At 47.0% G+C, this 22,709-nt stretch carries 22 protein-coding genes; 17 read left to right on the top strand and 5 right to left on the bottom strand.

What is annotated here, in order from left to right:
• Positions 1 to 40: 40 nt before the first annotated feature.
• From hemC to O3C43_13865, 4 genes are all read left to right on the top strand, one after another.
• A complete protein-coding gene (gene hemC, locus O3C43_13880; protein ID MDA1067582.1) occupies positions 41 to 895 on the top strand; it encodes a hydroxymethylbilane synthase in 855 nt (284 codons plus the stop codon).
• A complete protein-coding gene (gene cobA / locus O3C43_13875) occupies positions 892 to 2,421 on the top strand; it encodes a uroporphyrinogen-III C-methyltransferase (protein MDA1067581.1) in 1,530 nt (509 codons plus the stop codon). Before hemC ends, cobA begins: the two co-directional genes overlap by 4 nt.
• Positions 2,422 to 2,561: 140 nt before the next feature.
• Positions 2,562 to 3,662 (top strand): DegT/DnrJ/EryC1/StrS family aminotransferase, encoded by a 1,101-nt coding sequence (locus O3C43_13870; GenBank protein ID MDA1067580.1) that lies wholly within the window; start codon positions 2,562 to 2,564, stop codon positions 3,660 to 3,662.
• The gene (locus O3C43_13865; protein MDA1067579.1) at positions 3,659 to 4,297 is read left to right on the top strand and encodes a phosphoribosylanthranilate isomerase; all 639 of its coding nucleotides are present in this window, start codon (positions 3,659 to 3,661) and stop codon (positions 4,295 to 4,297) included. The genes O3C43_13870 and O3C43_13865 overlap by 4 nt, the downstream gene beginning before the upstream one ends.
• On the opposite strand, the gene O3C43_13860 is transcribed toward O3C43_13865, so the two are convergent.
• Positions 4,282 to 4,836, bottom strand: a complete 555-nt coding sequence (locus O3C43_13860) for an NUDIX hydrolase (GenBank protein ID MDA1067578.1) — start codon at positions 4,834 to 4,836, stop codon at positions 4,282 to 4,284. The two genes, O3C43_13865 and O3C43_13860, sit on opposite strands and share 16 nt — an antisense overlap.
• Positions 4,837 to 5,181: 345 nt before the next feature.
• Here O3C43_13860 and O3C43_13855 point away from each other — a divergent pair, with 345 nt between their 5' ends.
• Both O3C43_13855 and O3C43_13850 read left to right on the top strand, forming a co-directional pair.
• Complete coding sequence (locus tag O3C43_13855) at positions 5,182 to 6,420, top strand: GTP-binding protein (GenBank protein MDA1067577.1); 1,239 nt, start codon at positions 5,182 to 5,184, stop codon at positions 6,418 to 6,420.
• Positions 6,421 to 6,438: 18 nt separating this feature from the next.
• The gene (locus tag O3C43_13850; protein ID MDA1067576.1) at positions 6,439 to 6,765 is read left to right on the top strand and encodes a zinc ribbon domain-containing protein; all 327 of its coding nucleotides are present in this window, start codon (positions 6,439 to 6,441) and stop codon (positions 6,763 to 6,765) included.
• A gap of 3 nt (positions 6,766 to 6,768) precedes the next feature.
• Here O3C43_13850 and alaS read toward each other — a convergent pair whose 3' ends face one another.
• Together alaS and leuB are read right to left on the bottom strand one after the other, a co-directional pair.
• Complete coding sequence (alaS, locus tag O3C43_13845) at positions 6,769 to 9,420, bottom strand: alanine--tRNA ligase (GenBank protein MDA1067575.1); 2,652 nt, start codon at positions 9,418 to 9,420, stop codon at positions 6,769 to 6,771.
• 106 nt (positions 9,421 to 9,526) lie between these two features.
• On the bottom strand, positions 9,527 to 10,627 hold the full coding sequence (gene leuB, locus O3C43_13840) for a 3-isopropylmalate dehydrogenase (GenBank protein ID MDA1067574.1): 1,101 nt from the start codon (positions 10,625 to 10,627) through the stop codon (positions 9,527 to 9,529).
• A gap of 140 nt (positions 10,628 to 10,767) precedes the next feature.
• Here leuB and O3C43_13835 point away from each other — a divergent pair, with 140 nt between their 5' ends.
• The 3 genes from O3C43_13835 to rdgB are packed head-to-tail and all read left to right on the top strand — an operon-like array spanning position 10,768 to position 13,111.
• A complete protein-coding gene (locus O3C43_13835) occupies positions 10,768 to 11,406 on the top strand; it encodes an MBL fold metallo-hydrolase (GenBank protein MDA1067573.1) in 639 nt (212 codons plus the stop codon).
• Positions 11,403 to 12,509 (top strand): bifunctional diaminohydroxyphosphoribosylaminopyrimidine deaminase/5-amino-6-(5-phosphoribosylamino)uracil reductase RibD, encoded by a 1,107-nt coding sequence (gene ribD, locus O3C43_13830; GenBank protein MDA1067572.1) that lies wholly within the window; start codon positions 11,403 to 11,405, stop codon positions 12,507 to 12,509. Before O3C43_13835 ends, ribD begins: the two co-directional genes overlap by 4 nt.
• Positions 12,506 to 13,111 carry an RdgB/HAM1 family non-canonical purine NTP pyrophosphatase gene (gene rdgB / locus O3C43_13825; GenBank protein MDA1067571.1) on the top strand — a complete coding sequence of 202 codons (606 nt, stop codon included), beginning with the start codon at positions 12,506 to 12,508 and terminating at the stop codon, positions 13,109 to 13,111. Before ribD ends, rdgB begins: the two co-directional genes overlap by 4 nt.
• Here the strand turns inward: rdgB and ispH are convergent.
• On the bottom strand, positions 13,108 to 13,974 hold the full coding sequence (gene ispH, locus O3C43_13820; protein MDA1067570.1) for a 4-hydroxy-3-methylbut-2-enyl diphosphate reductase: 867 nt from the start codon (positions 13,972 to 13,974) through the stop codon (positions 13,108 to 13,110). The two genes, rdgB and ispH, sit on opposite strands and share 4 nt — an antisense overlap.
• Before the next feature lie 230 nt (positions 13,975 to 14,204).
• Here ispH and metG point away from each other — a divergent pair, with 230 nt between their 5' ends.
• From metG to menB, 4 genes are read left to right on the top strand one after another with little or no spacing between them, the layout of a single operon-like run.
• Entirely contained in the window at positions 14,205 to 15,734 is a 1,530-nt protein-coding gene (metG, locus tag O3C43_13815; GenBank protein MDA1067569.1) for a methionine--tRNA ligase, read from the top strand.
• Positions 15,735 to 15,743: 9 nt separating this feature from the next.
• Positions 15,744 to 17,171, top strand: a complete 1,428-nt coding sequence (locus O3C43_13810) for an isochorismate synthase (protein MDA1067568.1) — start codon at positions 15,744 to 15,746, stop codon at positions 17,169 to 17,171.
• 5 nt (positions 17,172 to 17,176) lie between these two features.
• Positions 17,177 to 18,892 (top strand): 2-succinyl-5-enolpyruvyl-6-hydroxy-3-cyclohexene-1-carboxylic-acid synthase, encoded by a 1,716-nt coding sequence (menD, locus tag O3C43_13805; protein MDA1067567.1) that lies wholly within the window; start codon positions 17,177 to 17,179, stop codon positions 18,890 to 18,892.
• Positions 18,893 to 18,919: 27 nt separating this feature from the next.
• Positions 18,920 to 19,747, top strand: coding sequence for a 1,4-dihydroxy-2-naphthoyl-CoA synthase (menB, locus tag O3C43_13800; GenBank protein MDA1067566.1), 828 nt, complete (start codon positions 18,920 to 18,922; stop codon positions 19,745 to 19,747).
• 16 nt (positions 19,748 to 19,763) lie between these two features.
• Here menB and O3C43_13795 read toward each other — a convergent pair whose 3' ends face one another.
• Positions 19,764 to 19,997, bottom strand: coding sequence for a hypothetical protein (locus O3C43_13795; protein ID MDA1067565.1), 234 nt, complete (start codon positions 19,995 to 19,997; stop codon positions 19,764 to 19,766).
• A 291-nt stretch (positions 19,998 to 20,288) separates the two neighbouring features.
• Between O3C43_13795 and O3C43_13790 the strand changes: the two genes are divergently transcribed.
• From O3C43_13790 to O3C43_13775, 4 genes are all read left to right on the top strand, one after another.
• Positions 20,289 to 20,630, top strand: a complete 342-nt coding sequence (locus tag O3C43_13790) for a hypothetical protein (GenBank protein ID MDA1067564.1) — start codon at positions 20,289 to 20,291, stop codon at positions 20,628 to 20,630.
• Between the two features lie 6 nt (positions 20,631 to 20,636).
• Positions 20,637 to 21,152 (top strand): fused MFS/spermidine synthase, encoded by a 516-nt coding sequence (locus O3C43_13785; GenBank protein MDA1067563.1) that lies wholly within the window; start codon positions 20,637 to 20,639, stop codon positions 21,150 to 21,152.
• A gap of 691 nt (positions 21,153 to 21,843) precedes the next feature.
• Complete coding sequence (locus O3C43_13780) at positions 21,844 to 22,092, top strand: hypothetical protein (protein ID MDA1067562.1); 249 nt, start codon at positions 21,844 to 21,846, stop codon at positions 22,090 to 22,092.
• Between the two features lie 120 nt (positions 22,093 to 22,212).
• Positions 22,213 to 22,617, top strand: coding sequence for a BlaI/MecI/CopY family transcriptional regulator (locus tag O3C43_13775; protein ID MDA1067561.1), 405 nt, complete (start codon positions 22,213 to 22,215; stop codon positions 22,615 to 22,617).
• Positions 22,618 to 22,709: the final 92 nt, after the last annotated feature.

Raw genomic sequence — 22,709 nt, 5'->3', positions numbered from 1 at the left:
GCGCTTTTCTTTTTCTTCAAGCTACCCTACTGCTATTCACGTGTCTCAAACTATCACATTAGCTACTCGAAAGAGTCCTCTGGCGTTGGCGCAAACCTTACTGGTTGAATCGGCCATTCTTAAGGCGTTTCCCGGGACAAAGGTTGTTCAGGATCCAATGACGACTACGGGGGATCAGCGCTTGGCGTGGTCTTTGGAAGAAAAAGGCGGGAAAGGTCTTTTTACCAAGGAGTTGGAAATAGCCATGTTGGAAGGTCGAGCTGACTTAGCCGTTCATTCTGCCAAAGACATGCCCACTGAAATGGAACCAGGTTTGGTTATTGTCGGCTTCCTTCCGCGTGAGACGGTGGAGGATGTTTTGGTAAAGAGGGTTGGTATAGAAAGCATCAGCAAACTCGCTACAGGTAGTCCTAGGCGAAGGGCCCAGGCAAAATTGTTTTTACCCGACGCCGAGTTCGTTGAGATTCGTGGTAATGTAGGTACGCGGCTCAGTAAGATTCAGTCAGGTGAGGCGGATGCAACCATCTTGGCCTCCGCGGGATTAAAACGCTTGGGGATAAGCGAATGGGAAGGCCTCGAATTTGAATATCTCAGCCTGAATCAAATGATTCCGGCGGTAGGGCAGGGCGCTATTGCATTGCAATGCCGGGCAGGAGAAGAAGAACGTTTTAGAGCGTTAACCGATCCCGTTACGAATCAAGCGGTTTGCATCGAGCGCGAGTTTCTTACCTTGGTTGATGGAGGTTGTCAGACTGCATTTGCCGCTCACTTCATGGATAATACCTTGCTTGCCTTCCATGAGTCCGCCGGTCGCTTTACCCTCTCCTTCAATTCATTGGATATGGATGAAATTCGCCAGGCCATCAAAACCGTTTTGGGAGAGTTTCGATTATGAGTAATGGCATGGTCTATTTGGTAGGCGCAGGGCCCGGTGCTTCCGATCTTGTTACAGTTCGTGGCAAAGAGCTTATCAAACAATGTGATGCCTTGGTTTATGACTACCTGGTTTACGATGAGCTGTTGAACTGGACGAAGCCCGATTGTGTAAAGATCTATGTTGGGAAGCGGTCCGGTTACCACTCCAAGCCTCAAGAAGATATTGAGAAACTGCTCATAAACTATGCCAGGGAAGGTATGATGGTCGTGCGGCTTAAGGGTGGAGATCCTCTTATCTTTGGTCGGGGAGGAGAAGAGGCCGATGCGCTTTCAAACGCTGGTATTACTTTTGAGATTATTCCTGGTGTAACTGCATCCATGGGAGCAGCAGCTTCCATGGGTATTCCGCTTTCTCACCGACACAATAGCTCCGCCATCGTATTGGTTACTGGCCACGAAGATCCTGAGAAACCCGATACCTTTGTTAATTGGAAGCATTACGCTAAACTAAATGCTACCCTCTGCATATATATGGGGTTGACCAAGATTGATCACATATCTGCCGAATTACTTAAAGCAGGAATGAGCCCCGAAACTCCCGTTGCCATTATCCGCTGGGCGACTTTGCCAAATCAGGAAAGCTGTATCGGTAAATTGGGCACTATTTCAAAAACGGTAAAGGAGACAGGAATAAAACCACCTGCAATGATTATAGTTGGAGATGTCGTAAAGGACGCGCCCAAACATTCCTGGTTTGAGCGACAACCGCTGTTTGGGAAACGAATCGCAATTACCCGCACCCGGGAGCAATCGAGTGAGTTGATGCGCCGCCTTATTCGTCTGGGGGCTGAAGTGTTGGAGCTTCCACTTATTCAGGTGAGCTCAGCTGTTAACGAAGCAGTTAAAAAAGAAATCTTTGCAGAACTTGGATCGTATGACTGGATTATTTTTTCGAGTCCCAACGGTGTAAGGTTCTTTTTCGAGGCGTTTTTTAATGAATTCAAGGATGTGCGCTCCATGGGCTTTATGCGGATTGCTGCGGTTGGCCCTGCCACGGTTAAAGAAATTGAAAAGTTTCGCCTAGAAGTAGAGATCATGCCTGAAATCCACACAGGGCCTGAGTTGGCAAAAGCCCTTCTCGAGACAGGAAGCATAGAGCATGCAAAAGTTTTGGTTGTTAAAGGTAACCTTGGGACTGAGGACATGATTAAACCACTTGAAGATCAATGGGCTATTGTGGATCGATTCGAAGTCTACAAGACAGAGCCAACCGATCTTTCTGTGAATGAAGCTGCAGGCAAGTTTCGAGAGCTTGGTGCTCATGGTATCACATTCACCAGCGGCTCTACAGCTCGGTCCTTTGTCAAGCAAGCCAAGGCGTTTCAATTGGCGGACGGGGCGGTAAGACCCAAGACGTTTAGTATGGGTCCTCAGACAAGCAAAGTAATGAAAGAAGTCCATATTCCACTTGATAAAGAAGCTAGGAAATCCTCGCTGGATGGATTGATTGACGCGATCGTGGAGGAACTAGGTAATAAAAGTTAGAACAAACCCTTTTTAGTTTAACCACAGATGAACACAGATTCACACAAATCAAATTGCGGGAAAATCAAATCAGGATTTATCTACGTGAATCTGTGTTCATCTGTGGTCATCTGTGGTCAAGAATTAGCGCTACTATTTCAATGAATGTTCCATTTTTAAATTTTCACGAAACGCATCAAAAGTTAAAACCCGACTTTTTGGCGGCGTTTGAAGAAACACTGGATTCAGGTCAATTTATTCTGGGTAACCAGGTTGCCGAGTTTGAAAAGGCCTATGCTGAGTTGATGGGTGCTGAAGAAGTGGTTGGAATAAATAATGGTACCTCTGCTTTGCATCTTTGTGTGCGAGCGTGTGGGATTCTTCCTGGCGATGAAGTTATTACGACCCCTTTCACGTTTATGGCTTCGTCCTGGTGTATCAGTTACGAGAAAGCCGTGCCGGTCTTTGCCGACATCGATCCATCGACTTATATTCTGGATCCTGAAAAAGTTGAAGCGGCGATCACCGAGAAGACCAAAGCGATAATTGTGGTTCATCTATTCGGTCAGTCCGCTCCTATGGATGACTTTGTCGCATTGGCAAAAAAATACAATCTGAAGTTAATCGAAGACTGTGCTCAATCCCACCTTGCGACGTTTAATGGGAAATCTACCGGGCTGTTTGGAGATTGCGGAGCTCTTTCGTTTTACCCTACCAAGAACTTGGGTGGCTTGACGGAAGGTGGATTGTGTGTGTCGAAGGATAAGGGCATTTCGGACAAGATTCGTTTATTGCGCAACCATGCCATGCCTGATCGTTATACGTATTCGGATGTCGGCTACAACTATCGGATGGAAGGTATCTGTGGTGCGCTTTTAAAAGTGAAATTAAAATATCTTACTGCCTGGACTGAACGTCGGCAAGCGATCGCCGCCAAATATTTGTCTGGTCTAAATCTCGAAGGGCTTCGTTTGCCTCCCGTTTTTGGAAACGCTCCCAGTGTATATCATCAGTTTTCCGTTTGTCATCCGAATCGCGATGCTTTGGTTACTCATTTAAATGACTGTAGTGTGGCTACCGGGCTGTTTTATCCCAGGCCCCTGCATTTGCAGCCTGTGTATGAAAATCTGGGTCACAAAGATGGAAGTTTTCCGGTCGCCGAACGTACCTGTAGAGAGATCATTAATCTTCCGATCTACGCCGAACTGGAAGACGAGCAGGTTGATTTCATTATTGAAAGTTGTAACAGCTTCAGAGGATGAGCTCACCGCGAGTAAAGATTTGTGGAATAACCCGTGGAGAGGATGCGCGACTTGCAGTTTCTTTAGGAGCCACCTACCTGGGATTCATCTTGTATCCAAAATCCCCACGCGGCATCTCCCTGGATGATTTTGAAGCACTCAAACAAACCCTGCCCGATAGTTTCAGAGTCGCTGTGGATGTTCGACCGAGTATCGAAGAAATTAAAAAGCAGATGTCCGCAGGTTTCGATTTTTTTCAGGTCCACTTTTCAGAGATCCACGATAGTGCCTATTTATTGGAATTGTCCGAGACGGTTGGTCGGGATCGACTTTGGTTAGCTCCAAAACTTCCACCGGATATGTTATTTCCAGAATCTCTGTTTCAATACGCGGACACATTTTTGATCGATACTTACCACGCCGGAGGTTTTGGTGGGAGTGGGGAAACCGGAGATTGGGCCGCTTTTAAACAACTGAATATCGACTATCCGGAAAAATGCTGGATTTTGGCCGGTGGACTTAATCCCGAAAATATGGGTGCGGCATTAATATTGGCAGATCCTAAAATAGTCGATGCCAGTAGCGGTGTTGAGCTGAGTCCAGGAATAAAGAGTTCCGAAAAATTACGGGCGTTTTTTAGTCACCTTCCTGCTTGAGCTTGAATCTTCAATCTGAGGCCCTGGGCAAAAGTCCAAAGCTTTGCGTCGATTACAGGTCCTGTGTCCTGAATACGAATTAGTTCATCCATCAAGTTATTGATTGGTAAAGTAATCACCTCGATCGACTCGTCCGATTCAAGTTTGGTTTCGGTTTTGCCAATAATTTTTACGGTTACTAATGAAACCTGTTCGTCCGTTAAACCCGGAGAACTATATACCGGGGCACTCTCATGAGTCACCTGCCCGATGTATCCTGTTTCTTCTTCTAACTCACGTAGTGCGGCTGCTTGAATTGATTCCCCCGGATCTACCAATCCCGCAGGAAACTCTAATGAGAAATTATCGATCGCCGGTCGAAATTGCTTAACCACAATAAGCTTGGGAATTTCGCCTTCCTCTATGGCTATTATGGCAGCTGCGCCGACCGTTCCTGTTCGAGCAGCGTATTCCCAAATACGTGGTTCCCCACGAGAATTTGTGAAACTGACTTCATGAAAACTGAGCCATTTGCCTTCGTACTTTGTTTTTTTATCCATAAGAGATAGTCAGGAATTAGGATTAGGAAATCACCCTAACTCCCTGAAGACTGATTAAACAATCAATTTGAATGCTAAAAGGCGATGCCGGTCCTCCACGTTGGACCGGCATCTATTTTTGTGGAATTTATAAAAACTCCATTTTTGGCTATGCATATTTCTTGCCAAAAAAACAGGTTTCTATCTGAAGGTCTAACAATGGGTTAGGTATTTTAGAAATTTTCGATCGTCGGATTTGGTAAATTATTCCCAACCTGGTTCGCTAATTGAAAATGCTCAGGTAATTATTTCCCATAGCCATTGACGTTTGTGGTTTGTGTTTCCTATCACTGTTCACCTCCGCACATGAATTCTAAAATCGAACCTGTTCCTGTTACCCTTTTATCCGGATTTCTTGGATCCGGGAAAACTACTTTGCTCAACCGCATGCTATCCGAGTGCGGTGACATGAAACTTGCCCTCTTGGTCAACGACGTTGGTGAGATCAATGTGGATGCTGCGCTGGTTAAAACACAACTGAGGGAGCTCGATGATTCTGCAACTCAAATGGTGGAGCTTTCCAACGGCTGTATTTGTTGCTCCAGTTCGGGGGATCTTTCTGAAGCTGTTGAAGAACTGGTGAAAACGAGTGGTGCCGACCATATCGTTATCGAAGCCAGTGGGGTTGCTGAGCCAACGCAGGTGCTTCAAGCATTCTATGCCCACGATTTGTTTGGTAAATCTGTGGTCGAAATCGCGCCCATAAACGCTTTAGTAACCGTGATTGATGCTCCTCTTTTAATCAAGGAATGGAAACGAATACATAGTTCAACTACGTCGGCGGGGCTTTTAAGGCCTACTGAGGAACAGCCTGTGTTTGAATTGATGGTTGAGCAGATAGAGTGTGCCGATTTTGTTTTGCTTAATAAAAAGGATTTACTGACCGAGGAAGAGGGTGCTCAGCTATTGGGAATTGTTTCCGGCCTAAATCCCCGGGCTCAATGTCTTTTGGTTACACAAAGCGGAACGGATATTTCTGCTCTTTTGAATAGCCGGGCCTTTAAGATGGAAGATACCATCGGTGCCCCCCGGTGGATGCAGGAGCTCGAGCAGGAAAGTAAGGAACCTTCTTCGCGCTTTCAACCTGCGAGTAGTCATTCCCCCAAGATAGTTCCTGATACTTTGTCTCCGTCGGCTAAAGAACCTGAAACGGATTTCACCAGTAAGTACGGTCTGAAAACTTTCATTTATCGAAGTCGAATTCCATTTAAAGCAACCAAACTGAGTCCTTTTTTGGAGCAAACCCATCCGGGAGTGCTCAGAGTGAAAGGGTTTGCCTGGATTGCTGAGCGAGCGGAGCAGGTTGCCTTGGTTTCAATCGCCGGGGACGTGAATCGCTGTGATTTTATTGGTGACTGGTGGGCCACACGTTTTGAAAAAGGGCAAGTGAAGCGCGATCAATTCCCTGAGGAGGTTGAGCGAAGTTGGGAGGAGCCATTTGGGGACAGACGTCAAGAAATTGTATTTATTGGTATTGGGATGGATGAAGAGGCACTCAGGAGTGGACTTGACGCATGCCAACTGCAGGCTGAAGATTTTTCCTAGAAATCAACCTTACAACCTATGCCAGTTTACACCTACCGAGTCATCCATGAGGACGGGTCCAAGGGAGAATATTTCGAAGTGGAGCATTCCATGTCCGAACCCGCCCTGGATACGCATCCTGTTACTGGAGAGAAAGCGATTAAAGTCATGAGCGCTCCGAATTTGGGCATCAAACACACCACCGGCGGTACAGAGAAAAAACTCGACAACAAAAATGTCGAAAAAGCCGGGTTTACCAAATACGAAAAAGACAAGCTCACCGGAAAGTACCATAAGACAGCGGGCACGAATAAGAATCTGCCCTCGACCTTAAATACAAATACGATTCGGCAGAATTTGGGGTAGCATCTAGATACTGCTCAAAGCAGCATCCAGTCCCTCGATATCTTTCGCTCCACCCATCGCAAAGTCGGGTTTTCCTCCGCCTGAGCCTCCGAGTTGTCCGGTTAGGGCCATAACGATGTCGCCGGCTTTATGGCCCGCCTCAATGGCCTGAGGAGTACTGAGTGCGAGGATAGTGATCTTGTCACCAAATACGCCCGCAAGCACGACTACGCCTTCTCCAATGGATTTGGAAATTTGCACCGCTAAAGTCCGCATATCATTAGGATTCCCTGCCTGGACTTTTTTGACGACCCATTTAAGGCCATCACGATCCGTGGCATTATCGGCCAAATCAGTTGCTTTATTGGCCGATGCTTTTTGCTGAAATTTCTTAAGCTCCTTTTCCAGAGCTGCTTTTTCTTTCAGTAGATTTTCGAGTCGTTGATTAATTTCAGCCGGAGGGCAGGACAGCTTTTGCGATACTTCGGACAGCGAACCAATTTGTTCTTCGATAAAGTTAAAGGATGCCTCGCCTACGATGGCCTCGATTCTGCGCGTTCCGGCAGCAATGGCGGATTCCGAAAGGATTTTGAAAAAGCCTACTTCACCCGTGGCACGTGCATGGGTTCCTGCGCAAAGTTCCAGGGAGTATTGGCCGATATCTACAACCCGAACAATATCGCCATACTTTTCACCGAATTGAGCGATAACGTTTTCCGGTTTATCATCAAAGGGAACCTCGTACCAATTAATGAGGCTGTTCTTGTAGACCAGCTCATTTACAATCCGTTCGACCTCATGTAATTGATCAGCGGTTACAGCTTCGAAGTGGTTAAAATCAAAACGCAAGCGATTCGGTTCTACTAGAGATCCTGCTTGGCGGATATGGGTGCCCAGCACTTCCCGGAGCGCATGGTGCATTAAATGGGTCGCGGAGTGATTGCGCTGAATAGCCAGGCGACGTTCAGCATCCACAGATACGATTACTTGCTCATCCTGAATAAAATTCACCTCTCCTTCGATCTTGTGAAGGATGTGTCCATGAGCGTCTCTGGTAGTGTCGACAATTTTAAATGTTTTGGGTCCTGCTTTTAGAATTCCAATGTCGCCGACTTGTCCCCCCATTTCGGCGTAGAACGGTGTACGTGCCAGAAGAATGGTTGAGTCGCCATCCTGGGAGATAATTTTCTGAACCGTGGTTTCGTAGTCGTTTAAATTTTTGATGTCGTATCCAACAAAATCAGTAGCGTCTTCATCCGAGTTACCGGCCACTTCGATAATGCTTTTCTTTTGCGCATCCTGCGACCGCTTGCGCTGTTCTTTCATCGCTTTTTCAAAACCGGGAATATCCACTTCCAGTCCTCTTTCACGTGCAATTAGCTGCGTGAGATCGAGTGGAAATCCGTAGGTGTCGTATAAAGTGAACGCGGCTTTTCCAGTTATAACACCCGAGCCATCCCGGGTAACCCGATCTAATAAAGCCAAACCTCGATCCAGTGTTTTTCCGAAGGATTCTTCTTCAGAGCGAATGATCCTTTCGATGATTTCCTTTTGCTCGACCAATTCTGGATAAACCGGTCCCAGTTTCTCGACTACCGGTGTAACCAGTTTTTCGAAGAAGCCAGTCCTTAGTCCCAGTTGATTACCAAACATGATCGCCCGCCGTAAAATGCGACGTAGCACGTAGTTGCGACCTTCATTGCCTGGAAGGATTCCATCGGCGATCGAGCAGGACAAAGTCCGGATATGATCAGCGATCACTCGAAATGCCACATCTATGGATTCCTGCTCCGTCATTTTTTGCGGAGAAACTGGAATGGTGGCTTGGTAAACTTTCCCGGATAATTCAGTCAGTGCGACAAATACATCGAGGAAAAGATCGCAGTTATAATTTGCCGGTGGTTGGGAAAAGTCCGTGAAATTCTTGGTCGTCCCCATGATACCACAGACCCGTTCGAATCCCATGCCCGTATCTACATGCTTTGAAGAGAGAGGAATGAAGGTTCCTAAAGGGGTGGCGTTGAATTGTATAAAAACCAGGTTCCAAATCTCTATGCAAAGGGGAGAATCTTTATTTACCAAGCTCCCCTTGGTATCCGCGTTGGGAGTTAGGTCTATGTGGATTTCGCTGCAGGGTCCGCAAGGTCCGGTTTCACCCATCATCCAGAAATTATCTTTTTTGTCGCCGTAGACAATGTGGACCTCGGGATCCAATCCCTCCTTTTCAAAAATAGCTTTCCAGTAATTGTAAGCTTCCTGATCGAAATTAGCAGGCTCATCTTCACCGGGTTTGTAAACGGAAGCGTAAAGACGTTCCTTTGGAAATTTCCAAACCTCGGTCAATAATTCCCAGGCCCAGGTGATTGCTTTTTCTTTAAAATAATCGCCGAACGACCAGTTGCCAAGCATTTCAAAGAAGGTCTGGTGGTAAGTGTCGAATCCGACGTCCTCCAGGTCATTGTGTTTTCCGCCGGCACGAATGCACTTTTGGCTGTCCGCAATGCGTGTATGCACAGCGGTTCTTTCACCGAGGAAGTAAGGGACAAACGGGTTCATGCCCGCATTGGTGAACAACAAATTCGGTGCTGTCGGTAGCAAGGGTGCCGAAGGAACTATCTCGTGCCCTTTGGATTGAAAGAAATCGAGGAATGACTGGCGAATTTCTGAAGATGTCATGTTAGCTGCAATTGACCTGGCAACTCAGATTTAGACCGAGCATGAGGACAACATTATTTTAGCGCCTCGGGAGATTGAGAGCCTGGAGCAAAGGTTTAGTATTTTTTTAAAAAGCGGCAAGGATCGCGGCTTCCATTTCCGAAGTTGAAGCTGGCTTGGCTCCAAAAGAGATGTCGCCTGTCCGCGTGCCTCCTTTTACGGCGGTTTCGACGGCTTTTTCAATTTCGGTGGCTATGGCATCGAGTCCAAAGCTGTAGCGCAGCATCAATGCCGCGCTTAAGATCTGAGCACAGGGATTGGCCAAGTTTTTACCCGCGATATCGGGTGCAGTTCCACCCGCTGGTTCAAATAGTCCAAATGGATTGCCTAAACTGTTTTTCCCTGCCCCTAGACTGGCGGATGCCAACATACCCAATGAGCCGCAAATTACCGCCATTTCATCTGAAAGAATGTCTCCAAACATGTTTTCAGTGAAGAGCACGTCGAACTGGTTTGGATCTCGAGCCAATTGCATGGCGGCGTTGTCCACGTACATGTGGGAGAGTTCGAGTTCGGGTGCATTGGCTGCCACATACTCAGTGACTGTTTTCCGCCAAAGCACAGAGGTCTCCAAAACATTGGCCTTATCGACTGAACAGAGACGCTTGGCTCTTGATCGTGCGGTTGCGATTGCCACGTCAGTAATGCGTTCGATCTCAGATTTTTTGTAAACCATAGTGTCAATCGCCTGAATGTCACCGTCCTCGAGAGTCACCGTTTCCTTGGGTTGTCCGAAATAGATACCTCCTGTAAGTTCCCGGATGCATACGATATCGATCCCGTTGGGAATGCGTTCCGTCTTCAAGGGTGAGGCTTCGGTAAGTTCGGAGTAAAGGAGGCCTGGACGAATGTTGGCAAAAAGAGAGAACGCTTTTCGAAGAGGTAGCAGAGCCGCCCGCTCAGGCTGCTCCTTCGGAGGTAATGACTCCCACTTGGGTCCACCCACGGATCCGAAAAGAATGGCATCGGCTCTTTTACAAATTTCCAAAGTCGAGTTCGGCAGAGCCTCGCCGTGGTTGTCGATGGCGATTCCGCCTACGTCTGCCTGTTCAAAGTCCAGCTTTAACTGGTGTTTCTCGGCTACGACTTGTAGCACGTTTAAGGCGACTTGCATGACTTCGGGGCCAATGCCATCGCCAGCTAGTACGGCAAATTTGAGAGTACTCATAGGATTTGTAAGTGTCTTTTTGGAAAAGCGTGGGACCCTCGCAAGTTCCGAAAACGAAATCAAGGAATTACTCCATAATAGATAAGAGCCAGGACAGCTTTTAAATTGATTCAGGCACTTCCGTCCACAATGTGGCAGGAATGAAGTTTTTCAGCCAAGAGTTGGGCATGGCCGCAACGAATATGTATCTCTTTCTCGATGAGGATACCGGTAAAGCGATTGTGTTCGATGCGCCGGAAAGGGCGTTTGATGTGGTGGAACATATTCGAAAAGAAACACCCTTCGATTTGGAAGCGCTTTATCTTACTCATGGCCACTGGGACCATATGTATGATGCCTGGAGGTTTTCTGAGGCCGGCGTGCCTGTTTACGGTCACAAAGACGATCAGGCTCTTTTTGAAGATGCCGAAGTTCAAAAATCATTTTTGTTTGGTGACCTGGATCTTCGTTCCGTAAAAATCGATCATTGGTTGGAACTCGGTTCATCTTTGACCCTACTTGGTAAATCAACGGAAGTCCGTCATGTTCCAGGCCATTGCGCTGGTAATGTATTATTTTATATCGCCGAATTAGAACTGGCTGTGGTTGGAGATGCGATTTTCGCCGGGAGCATTGGAAGGACCGATTTACCCGGAGGAAGTATGAAGGTTTTAGAAAACTCAATTCGTACTCAAATTTATACCTTGCCCGACCACACTCAACTGTTGTCAGGCCATGGTCCTGTTACGACCGTGGGGCGGGAAAAAGTTTCAAATCCCTACGTACGACGCTTGTTATGACCGATTCTCATTTCATGGAAGCTGCCCTGGTCGAGGCCAGGAAAGGTTGGGGCAATGTTGGAGCAAATCCGATGGTCGGAGCCGTGATTGTTGAGGGGGAGGAAATCGTTAGTCGCGGACATCATGAATTTTTCGGAGGACCCCATGCAGAAGTAAATGCACTAAAAAACCTGGAGCGAAAACCAGCTGAAGATGCGGTCATGTATGTTACTCTCGAACCTTGCAGCAGTACTGGCAAAACGGGTCCATGCACGAGTGTAATTCTTGAAAGTGGTATACAGAAAATTGTGATTGGTGCTATTGACCCTGATCAGAGACATCGTGGACGTGGCGTAGCCCTAATTCGGGAAGCAGGGCTGGATGTTACAACTGGTATTCTAAAGGAAGCCTGTGAGGATTTAAACTTAATCTTTAATCATACTGCTACGCATGAGGGACCCTTTCTGGCAGGGAAAACAGCGACAACCCTTGATGGAAAGGTAGCCACGCGTACGGGAAACTCAAAGTGGATCACCGGTGAAAATGCGCGCACGGATGTTATGCTGTGGCGCCGCTATTTCCCGGCAATTGCAGTGGGGGCTGGTACCGTTTTGGCCGATAATCCAAGTCTGACAATTCGGATTGGAGATGTTGTTTCATGTTCGAAGAGACTCATTTTCGATCGTAGGTTAACGACTCTTTCTGGTCTAAGGGATCTCAAGGTTTACAACGATGAATTTAAAGAGAAAACGATAGTCGTTACGCATGATGATGTAGAAGGTTCGAAAGAGCTCCTGGCGCATGGGGTTTCCATTTGGACTCTACCGAAGGAAGCCAACGAGTTTTGGAAGGCTTTCAATACCCGGTGTATCCAGGAAAAAATTTCGGGAGTCTATTTTGAAGGAGGACCTGGGCTTTTGAGCGATCTTCTGCTCAACCGCCAGTTGCATTATCTTTTCGCCTACCGTGCTCCAAAGTTTTTGGGAGATGCAAAAGCACCTTCGTTTGTTGAAGGGCAGGAAATTGCAATAATGGAAGCTGCTTATTCACTCAGCCAGGTGCAGCATGCCCTGTTTGGGGACGACCAATTAATGCGAGGATTTCTTAAATACCCGGAAGAATGAGTACCATTTATTTAGCGACAAACAATGCGCATAAAGTTGAGGAACTTTCGGCTATGTTTGAAAGAGAGAATCTTCCCGTAACGGTGAAAAGTGCCGTTGGAATTGGAGGTATGCCTGAGGTTGAAGAAACCGAAAGCACGTTTGTAGGGAACGCCACTTTGAAGGTGATGGCCCTGGCGGATCGTCTTGGTGAAGGTGAGTATGCATTGGCTGATGATAGTGGAATCGAGGTAGATGTCCTGGATGGAGCTCCCGGTATTTATTCAGCTCGTTTTGCAGGCGCAAGTGCATCGGATGGAGCCAATCTTGCCAAGCTGTTGATTTTAATTTCTCAGGTCCCTGAGAATAATCGAGGTGCGCAGTTTGCCTGTAGCCTGGTGTTGGTAAATGCAAAGGGTGAGCGGTTTTCATTCTCGGATATTTGTCGCGGAAGATTGATTCCTGAATCCCGTGGAGAAAGGGGATTTGGCTATGATCCTGCCTTTATTCCTGAGGGTTATGACGAGACATTCGGAGAACTTGATTGGTCAGTGAAATCAAGAATCAGTCACCGCGCAAAAGCACTGCAACAATTAGTCAGTTGGCTGAAAGATAATCTTTAAACCGCTTCCAGCTTTGTGCAGACGTCGTCAATGATGAAGTCTGGTGTGGAAGCTCCCGCTGTTACTCCTACGGTTTGAAAATTCATGATCTCTTCGATATCCAAATCATCCCACGTTTCGATATGGTAGGTTGGAAGCTTCTGTTGTTTTGCCAGTAGGGCGAGTTTTCGTGTATTGGCAGAGTGCTTACCACCAATAACAACAATCGCCTCGGCTCCTTGTGCTGCAAGTTCGACAACACCCGTTTGGCGTTCTTTAGTTGCTCCACATATGGTATCGATGACAACCGCATCGGGATAATTACCCTTTAAGTAAACGGAGAGTTCGTGAAATTCATGCGTGAACATTGTCGATTGGGAAACCAGACAGACTTTATCCATGGTTGGAAGTTGGTCGATGTCTTCAGTTGACTGAATCACGTGTCCCTTGCCTTCGGTATAACCCATAAGCCCCATGACTTCCGGGTGCTTTGGATCGCCAAAAATCACGGTGGAAAAATCTTTTTTTGCGTGCATGCGAATCTTTCCGGCAATGATTCCCACATCCGGGCAAGTGGCGTCGCGAAATTCCATGTCGAGGCTTTTCAGGTATTTACGACGTTCTGGAGAAATGCCGTGCGCACGAACAACCATGATAGGTTCGTCCTCCTCCTTGTGAGAGACTTTTACGGCAGTAGTACTCTGGTAATCTCCAACCTCACGAATACCCTTTTGGGTGAGTTTTTCCATCATTTGCTTATTATGGATCAGCGGACCGTCTGTATACACAGGGTGTCGCCCCTCATCTGCAAATTTGGCGGCAATGTCGATGGCGCGCTCCACTCCCCAGCAGAAACCGGCGCTTTGTGATCGAATTACTTTCATTTCCCCACTTATTGGGATGCAGTTTCAAATTGTCAACGACCTCCGTCGAATGACTCAGGGTAGGGCCTCAAGACGAGAAAGCATAGGAAGAAGGATTGCAGGCGTGCCAGAATTTCTCTGAGAGGCTTAAACAATCAGTTTACGGATTTCAAAGAGGGCGCTTTACATAGCCTGTTTTTCAGTTTCCTTTCCTTGATCTTACCGTACTCTGCTACCCTTTTCCTGCATTCATGAAATCGTTCTACATTACTACCGCTATTGATTACGCCAATGGCTCTCCTCACCTGGGTCATGCCTATGAAAAGGTTTTGACCGACGTGGTGGCTCGCTTTCGCCGGGCACAAGGTGATTCGGTTTATTTCCTTACCGGATTGGATGAACACGGGCAAAAAGTGCAACAAAGTGCTGCGAAACAAGGGGTTTCGCCTCAGGCGTTTGTAGATTCCGTTGCCAGCGAGTTTCAGCTTCTTTGTGAGAATCTGAATATCTCAAATGACGCTTACATTCGTACTACTCAGGACCATCACAAGCAAGTGGTTCGTGATATCCAGCAATTGCTCTTCGACAAAGGTGAAATATACAAAGGCGAATATAATGGTTTCTACAGTGCTCGGCAGGAGCAATTTTTACAGGAAAAGGACCGAAACGAAGACGGGAGCTGGCCGGAAATATTTGGTGAAGTCTCAGAAATTGCTGAAGAGAATTACTACTTTAAACTGAGCCAGTACCAGGATTGGCTGGTTGGGTTCTTGCAGGAAAATGAAGACTTCATCTTCCCGAAATTTAGGCAAAAGCAAGTTCTTGAGTTTCTTAAAGAGCCCCTGAATGACCTTTGCATTTCCAGGCCCAAGTCTCGGTTGGAGTGGGGGATTCCCATCCCATTTGATGAAGACTACGTTACCTATGTGTGGTTCGATGCACTGATAAACTATTTAACAGCTTCCAACTTTATGGAAGGCGACACATCGCGTTGGCCTGCGGACTATCATGTTATTGGTAAGGACATTCTTATACCGGCTCATAGTATCTACTGGCCAATTATGTTAAAGGCCTGCGATATTCCCTTGCCCAGACATTTGTTGGTGCACGGATTTTGGACGAGTTCCGGTTCGAAAATGTCCAAGTCTACAGGCAACACGGTGAATGCCCTGGATCTGGCCGAAAAGTTTGGCGTGGATTCTTTTCGTTATTTTGTAACCCGCGAAATGAATGTTGGGCAGGATAGTGATTTTTCTGAAGAACAATATTTGAGGAGGTACACAAGTGATCTGGGCAATGACCTCGGCAACCTGGTTAGTCGTATCCAGAATATGGTAACGCGCTACAACTGCGGCCTGATCCCTACGGCGGAAGTTGAAGAAGTTGAAGAAAAAGAATTGAAGGAACTCTGGGCGGAAACGGCAATTAAAGTTCTCAATTTGGGCGAAGGTTTTCAGTTTCACCAGTCCCTGGAAGAGACGTTTCAATTTATTCGCGCAATCAATCGCTACATCGAGCAAAGAGCTCCCTGGAAACTTGCCAAATCGGAAGAAGCCGCGGACAAGGCCTTGTTACAAACGTCGTTGGCAGTTATTTCAGAAGGGCTTCGTCTTGCATCGATCGTCCTCAGCCCGGTTATGCCAAGTATCAGTGCGAGGATTCTTGAGTTGTTGGGTTCTGATCCCGTAGACGTTTTTGAAGGAAACCTCGTTTGGGATTTTCGACTGGAAGGTAAGTCGGTTGGTGAAAAGACCATCCTTTTTCCTCGACCTGAAAAGTAGTCCGCGTGCATGGAGTATCTACCGATAAGTAATTACGGGGGGCAGGATAACCCCGCAGGTTTGGTAACATTCTTGAAAGACTGTCAAAAGCGCTCGATCGAAGTTGGTAAACCGCAACTGGTAAATATTTCGCTCGACGTATTCCACATCGATCCGCTCGCCGTTTTGGAGGCGGTTTATGAGTCGGCGAGTCAGCATTTCTTTTTAGAAAACCCAGGGTTGGATGAATCGATTGCTGCCATCGAACAGGTCATGCAGACAACCGCGGAAGGTCCTGGACGTTTTGAAGCCATAAAGGACTGGGCTACGGGATTGTTGGACCAAACTATTTTTACGGGAAATACGGACTCTCCTTACTGTGGTATCCACTTTTTCTGTGCCTTTAATTTCTTTGATGAAGGTCAGGATGTGACAGGCTTTCCTGCCGCTCAGGCTTTCGTTCCTATTTGGCAGGTGAGTAAGAAAGACCAATACAGTTTGGCTATTGCCAACTGTATGATCGATGCAGATACCCCGGTCGAGATGATCGCTAAAAAGATCCTGGGAGCGCATCAGCGTTTTGCCTCATTTCCCTATCAGAATAGGGGCATTGATTCCAAGCCGACCAAGATTGAAATAAAACTGAATGCCGAAGCAGGAGGAAGTGACTCCTTTGAACTGTCGGTATTCAAGGCAACGGAGGCTATAAGAGAAGGAGAATTCGAAAAGATCGTTTTAGCCCGTGCATTGGATTTTAAGAGTGAGGAAAATCTCAATCCCATGCGTTTTCTTGAACGGCTGCGGAATCGTTTCCAGAGTTGTTACACCTTTTCTTATTCAGCCGGTGTGGAAGGAACATTTCTCGGTTCAACTCCAGAGTTATTAATTAGAGTTAAGGATGGTCGCTTAAGAGCCGATGCTATCGCTGGTTCTCGAGGTCGGGGTGATTCCGCAACGATCGATGCTGCCTTGGGTGCGGATTTGCTTAAGGACGACAAGGATGCGCGGGAGCATCAATCCGTGGTTACTTCCATTACCAATCGGCTGCAAAGTCTTGGGCTTGAGCCCGAAGTTCCAAACCGTCCGCGTTTACTCAAGTTGCCCAATGTTCAGCACCTCTTTACGCCCATTGAGGCGTCCTTGCCAAAAGAATTGCATATTCTTGATGTGATTAAAGTACTTCACCCGACGCCAGCTGTTGGTGGAACTCCACGTGAACGTGCCTGTGGGAAAATAAGTGATTATGAATCGTTTGTGCGTGGGCCCTATGCCGGACCGGTTGGTTGGTTCGATGCACTAGGTGATGGTGAATTTATTGTGGGGATTCGCTCAGGAATTTTAAGGGAGAACACCTTGCGATTATTCTCGGGAGCAGGGATTGTCCGTGGATCAGAACCCAAAAGCGAAAAAGATGAAACGGATCTTAAGTTTAATGCGATGCGTCAAACGATGGATTGATTAATATGACGAGCATCAACTCAGCGAATACAAATACTCTGTGGTCTTCCGTTTTGGTTGAAACTTTGTATCGCTGCGGTCTTCGGCATGTCGTCATATCGCCAGGTTCGCGATCTACTCCTTTAACAGTGGCATTTGCAGCCCACGAAGGAATAGATGCCATCCCCATTCTTGATGAGCGGTCAGCCGGTTTTTTTGCATTGGGGATAGCCAAGAAGACTCACAAGCCTGTTGCTCTTGTTTGCACTTCGGGTACCGCTGGTGCGAATTATTTTCCGGCTTTCATTGAGGCCTCGGAAGCGGGTGTTCCTTTAATAGTACTTACCGCCGATAGGCCACCAGAGCTTAGAAATTGTGGCGCGGGACAAACTATTAATCAGATCCGCCTCTATGGAGACTTTCCGGTTTTTCAGACGGAAATGGAAATTCCATCCCCGGATTTAGAAGATTTGAATTCGATGAAAATAGAATTGGCTCATGCTTTTTCTGAAGCTCTCAAGGGCCCGGTCCATCTGAATTGTCCCTTCAGAGATCCTCTTCCGCCCATCGAAGATGGTTCTGCGTGTGCTGTTGAAATTGAAGAATCTTTTTTTGACGGTATTTGTGTTTCACCACGGCCGCCTCGATCTAAAGTCGAAGCCATTCAGGTTTCTACAAATCGCGGAATTATCATTTGTGGAACTGATACTCCCGAAAATCCATTGGCTTATTGCGAGGCAGTAGCTCAATTGAGTGAAGCCTCTGGCTGGCCCGTGTTGGCAGATGGACTTTCGTCGGTAAGGAATTTTGCAAGCTTACAAAGTCGCCTGGTAACTACCTATGACCTTTTGCTGCGAAACACAGATTTAAGGAATTCATTAAGGCCCGAACAGGTAATCGCTCTCGGTCCTTTGCCAACCAGTAAAGTGCTCCGTGCCTGGTTAACCGAATCGAAGGCTTCAATGTATCATATTCATCGTACGGGCAAGAACCTTGATCCAACAGGAACGGTTGAGCGCGTATTTGATGTGCCCGTTTCAGATGTGAATGCGTGTTTCAATTTTATAAAGTCTGAGAGTTCGGATTATTCAGATAATTGGCTCAGCGCTGATTTTAAGATCCGGATGGCTTTTGATAACACCGTTGGTCAGCCCGTCGCGAAGGATTTTGAAGGCGTCGTCGCCTGGTTACTCCCGCAATTGCTGCCAAACAATACTCCAATATTTGTCGCCAGCAGTATGCCGGTACGGGATGTAGAATACTTCTGGTCTGCAAACGATAAACAGTTCCAAGTGTATGCATCCCGGGGTGCGAACGGCATTGATGGTACCTTATCCACCGCCTTGGGTGTAGCTTATGAGAACAAACCGTCGATTCTTCTCACCGGAGATCTGGCATTTCTGCACGATTCCAATGGTTTGCTAATTCGACCTAAGTTTAAAGGGCACTTAACTGTAATAATGATAAATAACCAGGGTGGGGGAATTTTTAATCATCTTCCCATTTCGCAATTTGAACCTCCGTTCGAAGAGTTTTTTGCCACCCCGCAGGAAGTCGATTTCAAGCCCTTGGTTGAAAGCACAGGTTGCACTTACAAAAAATTATCGTCTATCACCGAGCTGAAGGATCATCTAGATCTACTCCCTGATTCGGGAATTAGAGTTATTGAAATTGAAACTAATCGAAAAAAAGATTCTGAATTCCGTCTAGAGCTTTTTAAAACTATCAGTGCCTCTTTGTAACAAAATTAATCCCACCTTTTACTAATCATGAACTGGAAACGTGTTAAAGACTTCGAAGATATTATTTACGAAAAGGCCGATGGCATTGCCAAGGTGACGATCAATCGTCCTCACCGGAGGAATGCATTTACGCCGACCACCGTTTTTGAAATGTACGAAGCCTTTTCCGATGCCCGGGAAGATCCCAAGGTTGGTGTAGTCTTACTCACAGGAGCTGGACCACACACGGATGGAAAGTTTGCATTCTGCTCGGGCGGCGATCAGGGCATCCGTGGGAAGGCCGGGTATATCGATAAAGTTGGCGTGCCACGTTTGAATGTGCTGGATCTGCAAAGGCTTATTCGCTCCATGCCTAAAGTGGTTATTGCCCTGGTTGCCGGTTACGCTATCGGGGGTGGGCACGTATTGCATGTGATCTGCGATCTGACAATTGCTGCCGACAATGCAATCTTCGGGCAGACCGGACCCAAGGTAGGGAGTTTTGACGGTGGATTTGGGTCGAGTTATCTGGCGAGTATCGTTGGACAGAAGAAAGCTCGAGAGATCTGGTATTTATGTCGTCAGTATAATGCTCAAGAGGCGCTTGATATGGGCCTGGTAAACAAGGTCGTGCCAATTGAAGAACTCGAAGCTGAGGGTGTTCAATGGTCCAGAGAAATTTTGGAAAAAAGTCCGCTTGCTATTCGTTGTCTGAAGTCTGCCTTCAATGCAGCACTTGATGGACAGGCAGGGATTCAGGAACTGGCTGGCAATGCAACCTTACTTTACTACATGAACGAGGAGGGTTCAGAAGGAAAACAGGCTTTTCTTGAGAAAAGAAAACCTGCTTTTGAAAAGTTCCCTTGGCTCCCCTGAGAGTACGCAGATTGGCTCATGGTATGGCAGGTTTGTTTTTGCCATTTGTTTGTTGCTCTTCATTTATGGCCGCAATGATTTGCACGTTTCCGAGTGAGCTTGGAGCTGTGACTATTCCGGCCAATCTTTTTGTCCCTGGTTCAGGCGTATTCACTTTTTCAGATTTATTTTCGAGACGAACCGCCAGGTTCGGCTTGATAGAACGGTCGCCGGGAAAGTCGACTTTCGCTTTCCTCCAGAAATGTTGCACTGTCTTGAAGGCTTCAACGTAAACGATGGCGCGCTACGGGATAACTATTTTCTTAAGTGCCTTTCTGATTTTTCAGGTACAGCCGATCATCAGTAAGGCAATCTTGCCATGGTTTGGGGGTAGTCCATCGGTTTGGACTACTTGTATGCTTTTTTTCCAGATGATGCTTGTAGCTGGCTATGCCTACGCGCATTTCGTCTCGCGAAAAATGTCGGTTCGAAACTTTGCTTTTCTTCATTTTGCCCTGATTGTTGCGGCTTTTTTCTTTCTCCCGATTACGCCCACCGAATCATGGAAGCCGGTAGGCGGCGACGCTCCAACTACTCGGCTTCTCCTGTTGCTGTTCGTTACGATCTGTCTGCCGTATCTGGTTTTGTCTGCCTCGAGTCCGGTGCTCCGACCCATCGAAACGAGCTCTATCATGGCGATATTGTGCATGGGTTACAGTTTCATACTCTGAAACGTCGGTATCGTCCGACGACATACTATAGCCTGGGGAGCGGGGTGGATTTTTCGATTCGTCATCATCCCAAACGGCTAGCCCGTGAGGACGGAAACACCGCCGCTCCTGGGATGCGCATAGGCGTCATCGGAATGGGTATTGGTACAATTGCTACCTATGGATGGGAATAGGACGTCATGCGGTTTTATGAAATTGATTCCGACGTAAAAACAATAGCGGAAATCCATTTCGCTTATTTGAAAAACAGTAAGGCCGAGTTGGAATACAGTATCGGTGACGCCCGTACCAGTCTGGAAAATGAACAGCCACAGAATTTTGATGTGTTGGTTTTGGACGCATTCAGTGGCGACGCCATTCCTGTGCATCTGTTGACTGTCGAAGCTTTCCAGCTCTATTTACGTCATCTGAATCCTGACGGCATTCTGGCCATCCACGTATCTAATCGGCATTTGGATTTGAAACCTGTCGTTATGGGGTTGACCAAGGAGCTAGAGAAATTTGCAGTCTTTGTAGTCAACGAAGATGACGATCAGTTCGGTGCTTACTCCTCGGATTGGATCCTTATGACGGACAACAAGCCCTTTGTCCTCGATGAGGATGTTCTTCGTTCACTGACTCCCTTTCCCGCATATAAAAACCTGATTGTGTGGACCGATGATTTTAGCGACTTGTTTAGTGTAATAATTCGATAGATCCACCGCAGGCTAGAGCTGCTACTTTCTATGGTGATAGAAATCTGATCGAATTTTTTATCAGCGATTAAAAAAGCTTTATGGATTCGTAATGCGGTGGCAGTGCCAGATCAATAGTTCCATCATTACAAACCAGGCACATCATCATTTTTGTTCCTGAGCACATGAAACACTTTCCGGAACCTAAACAAGAAGTGCATATTTCACCGATAAAATACTCTCCGCTCCCTTTGCATTCAGAACAAACTCCATCGGAATCTCCGTTACAGAAAAGGCAATGATCCAGGTAAGTATCCCCCTCGCAAATAGTGCAATCCACCATTCCATTTTTAGCCCAAGTTCCGCAGTTGTCTTGAAAAAAAGGTTTTTTCAAGCGTTATGGCTTGGGTCCACTCTTTGAAAGCTGGGATTGTCTGGTGTGGAGAGGGTTTGAGCACTTGTAGTGGAGAACAGCCTCTTTTCGGGTGGTAATTCTTTGTGCTAAATTGCGTGCATGTTTCTTCGCAAGAATCGCCAGCGCATGGATGGAAAAGTCTATGAGTATTGGACTCTGTGCGAGAGCTTTCGCACCGGGCGCGGACCCCGCCAGCGCGTTGTCGCCTCCCTGGGAAAACTCACCGACGAGGACATCGAGGCGTTATTGGTAGGACGTGCGTCGAGTGCGAAACAGAGCTGTTTTTGGGAGCGCCAAATGAACCGTCTGACAGAGAAACTGGTCACTATCGACACGGCATTGCGCGGGCACAAAAACAAAACCATAGACACGGATAAACAGGAACGGCGGATCGGACGCTGGCCGGGCAAGTATTGCGCCGCCGCCCGTCTCCTGGAAGTGGAGGTCGTCAAAGACCATAAGGGCCGGGCTGTCGGACTGTGCCTGACTTGTCCCATCGAAAAAGGCCATTCCCGAAATCTGAGCCAGGGCCCTTATTGCTTCTGACCAACTGCACCGAAATGGATCCGGCCTATTTGGGTATCTGGAAGCGTGACGTTTTTTCCGTAAACTAAATATTTTTCTTGAAATACAACGTTTGTTGTTATTGATTACAACAATTGTTGTATGAAGCGAAAAAACCAAACCTTATCGAAACTCGAGTTGCAGGTCATGCGGCCGTTCTGGACCAAAGGTAAGCTAACCGTGCGGGAAGCAGCCGAGATCCTGTCGAAAAATGAGAATGATCCAGGATACTCGTCTGTCCAAACGATTGCCGGTCGGCTTGAGAAAAAGGGAGCCCTTAAAAAGACAAAGAAACTGGGCAATGCCTGGTTGTTTGAAGCGGCGGTGGAAAGAAACAGCATCGTAAGCCGAATGATAGATGAGTTGGTCACGCTATTGGATGGTGCCTCGAGTCCCATCGTCTCGCACCTGGTTGAATCTGAGAAAATAAGCAGGGAAGAGTTGGATGAAATCAAGCAGTTGATTTCAGAACGAGCTGAGCCGGTGAAAGGCGATAACCATGAATGACCTATATCCACTAGTACCCTGTACCATCTATAAATTCGGATAAAGGCGAGTCAGTTTGATTCGGGCTTTTTCGTTGGTGAACTGCCAATTGA

The sequence above is a fragment of the Verrucomicrobiota bacterium genome, from assembly GCA_027622555.1.
In the GTDB taxonomy this organism is placed as follows: Bacteria; Verrucomicrobiota; Verrucomicrobiia; order Opitutales; family UBA2995; genus UBA2995.
Note: the sequence above shows the minus strand (reverse complement) of the source record. Positions and strands in the feature narration are given on the sequence as shown.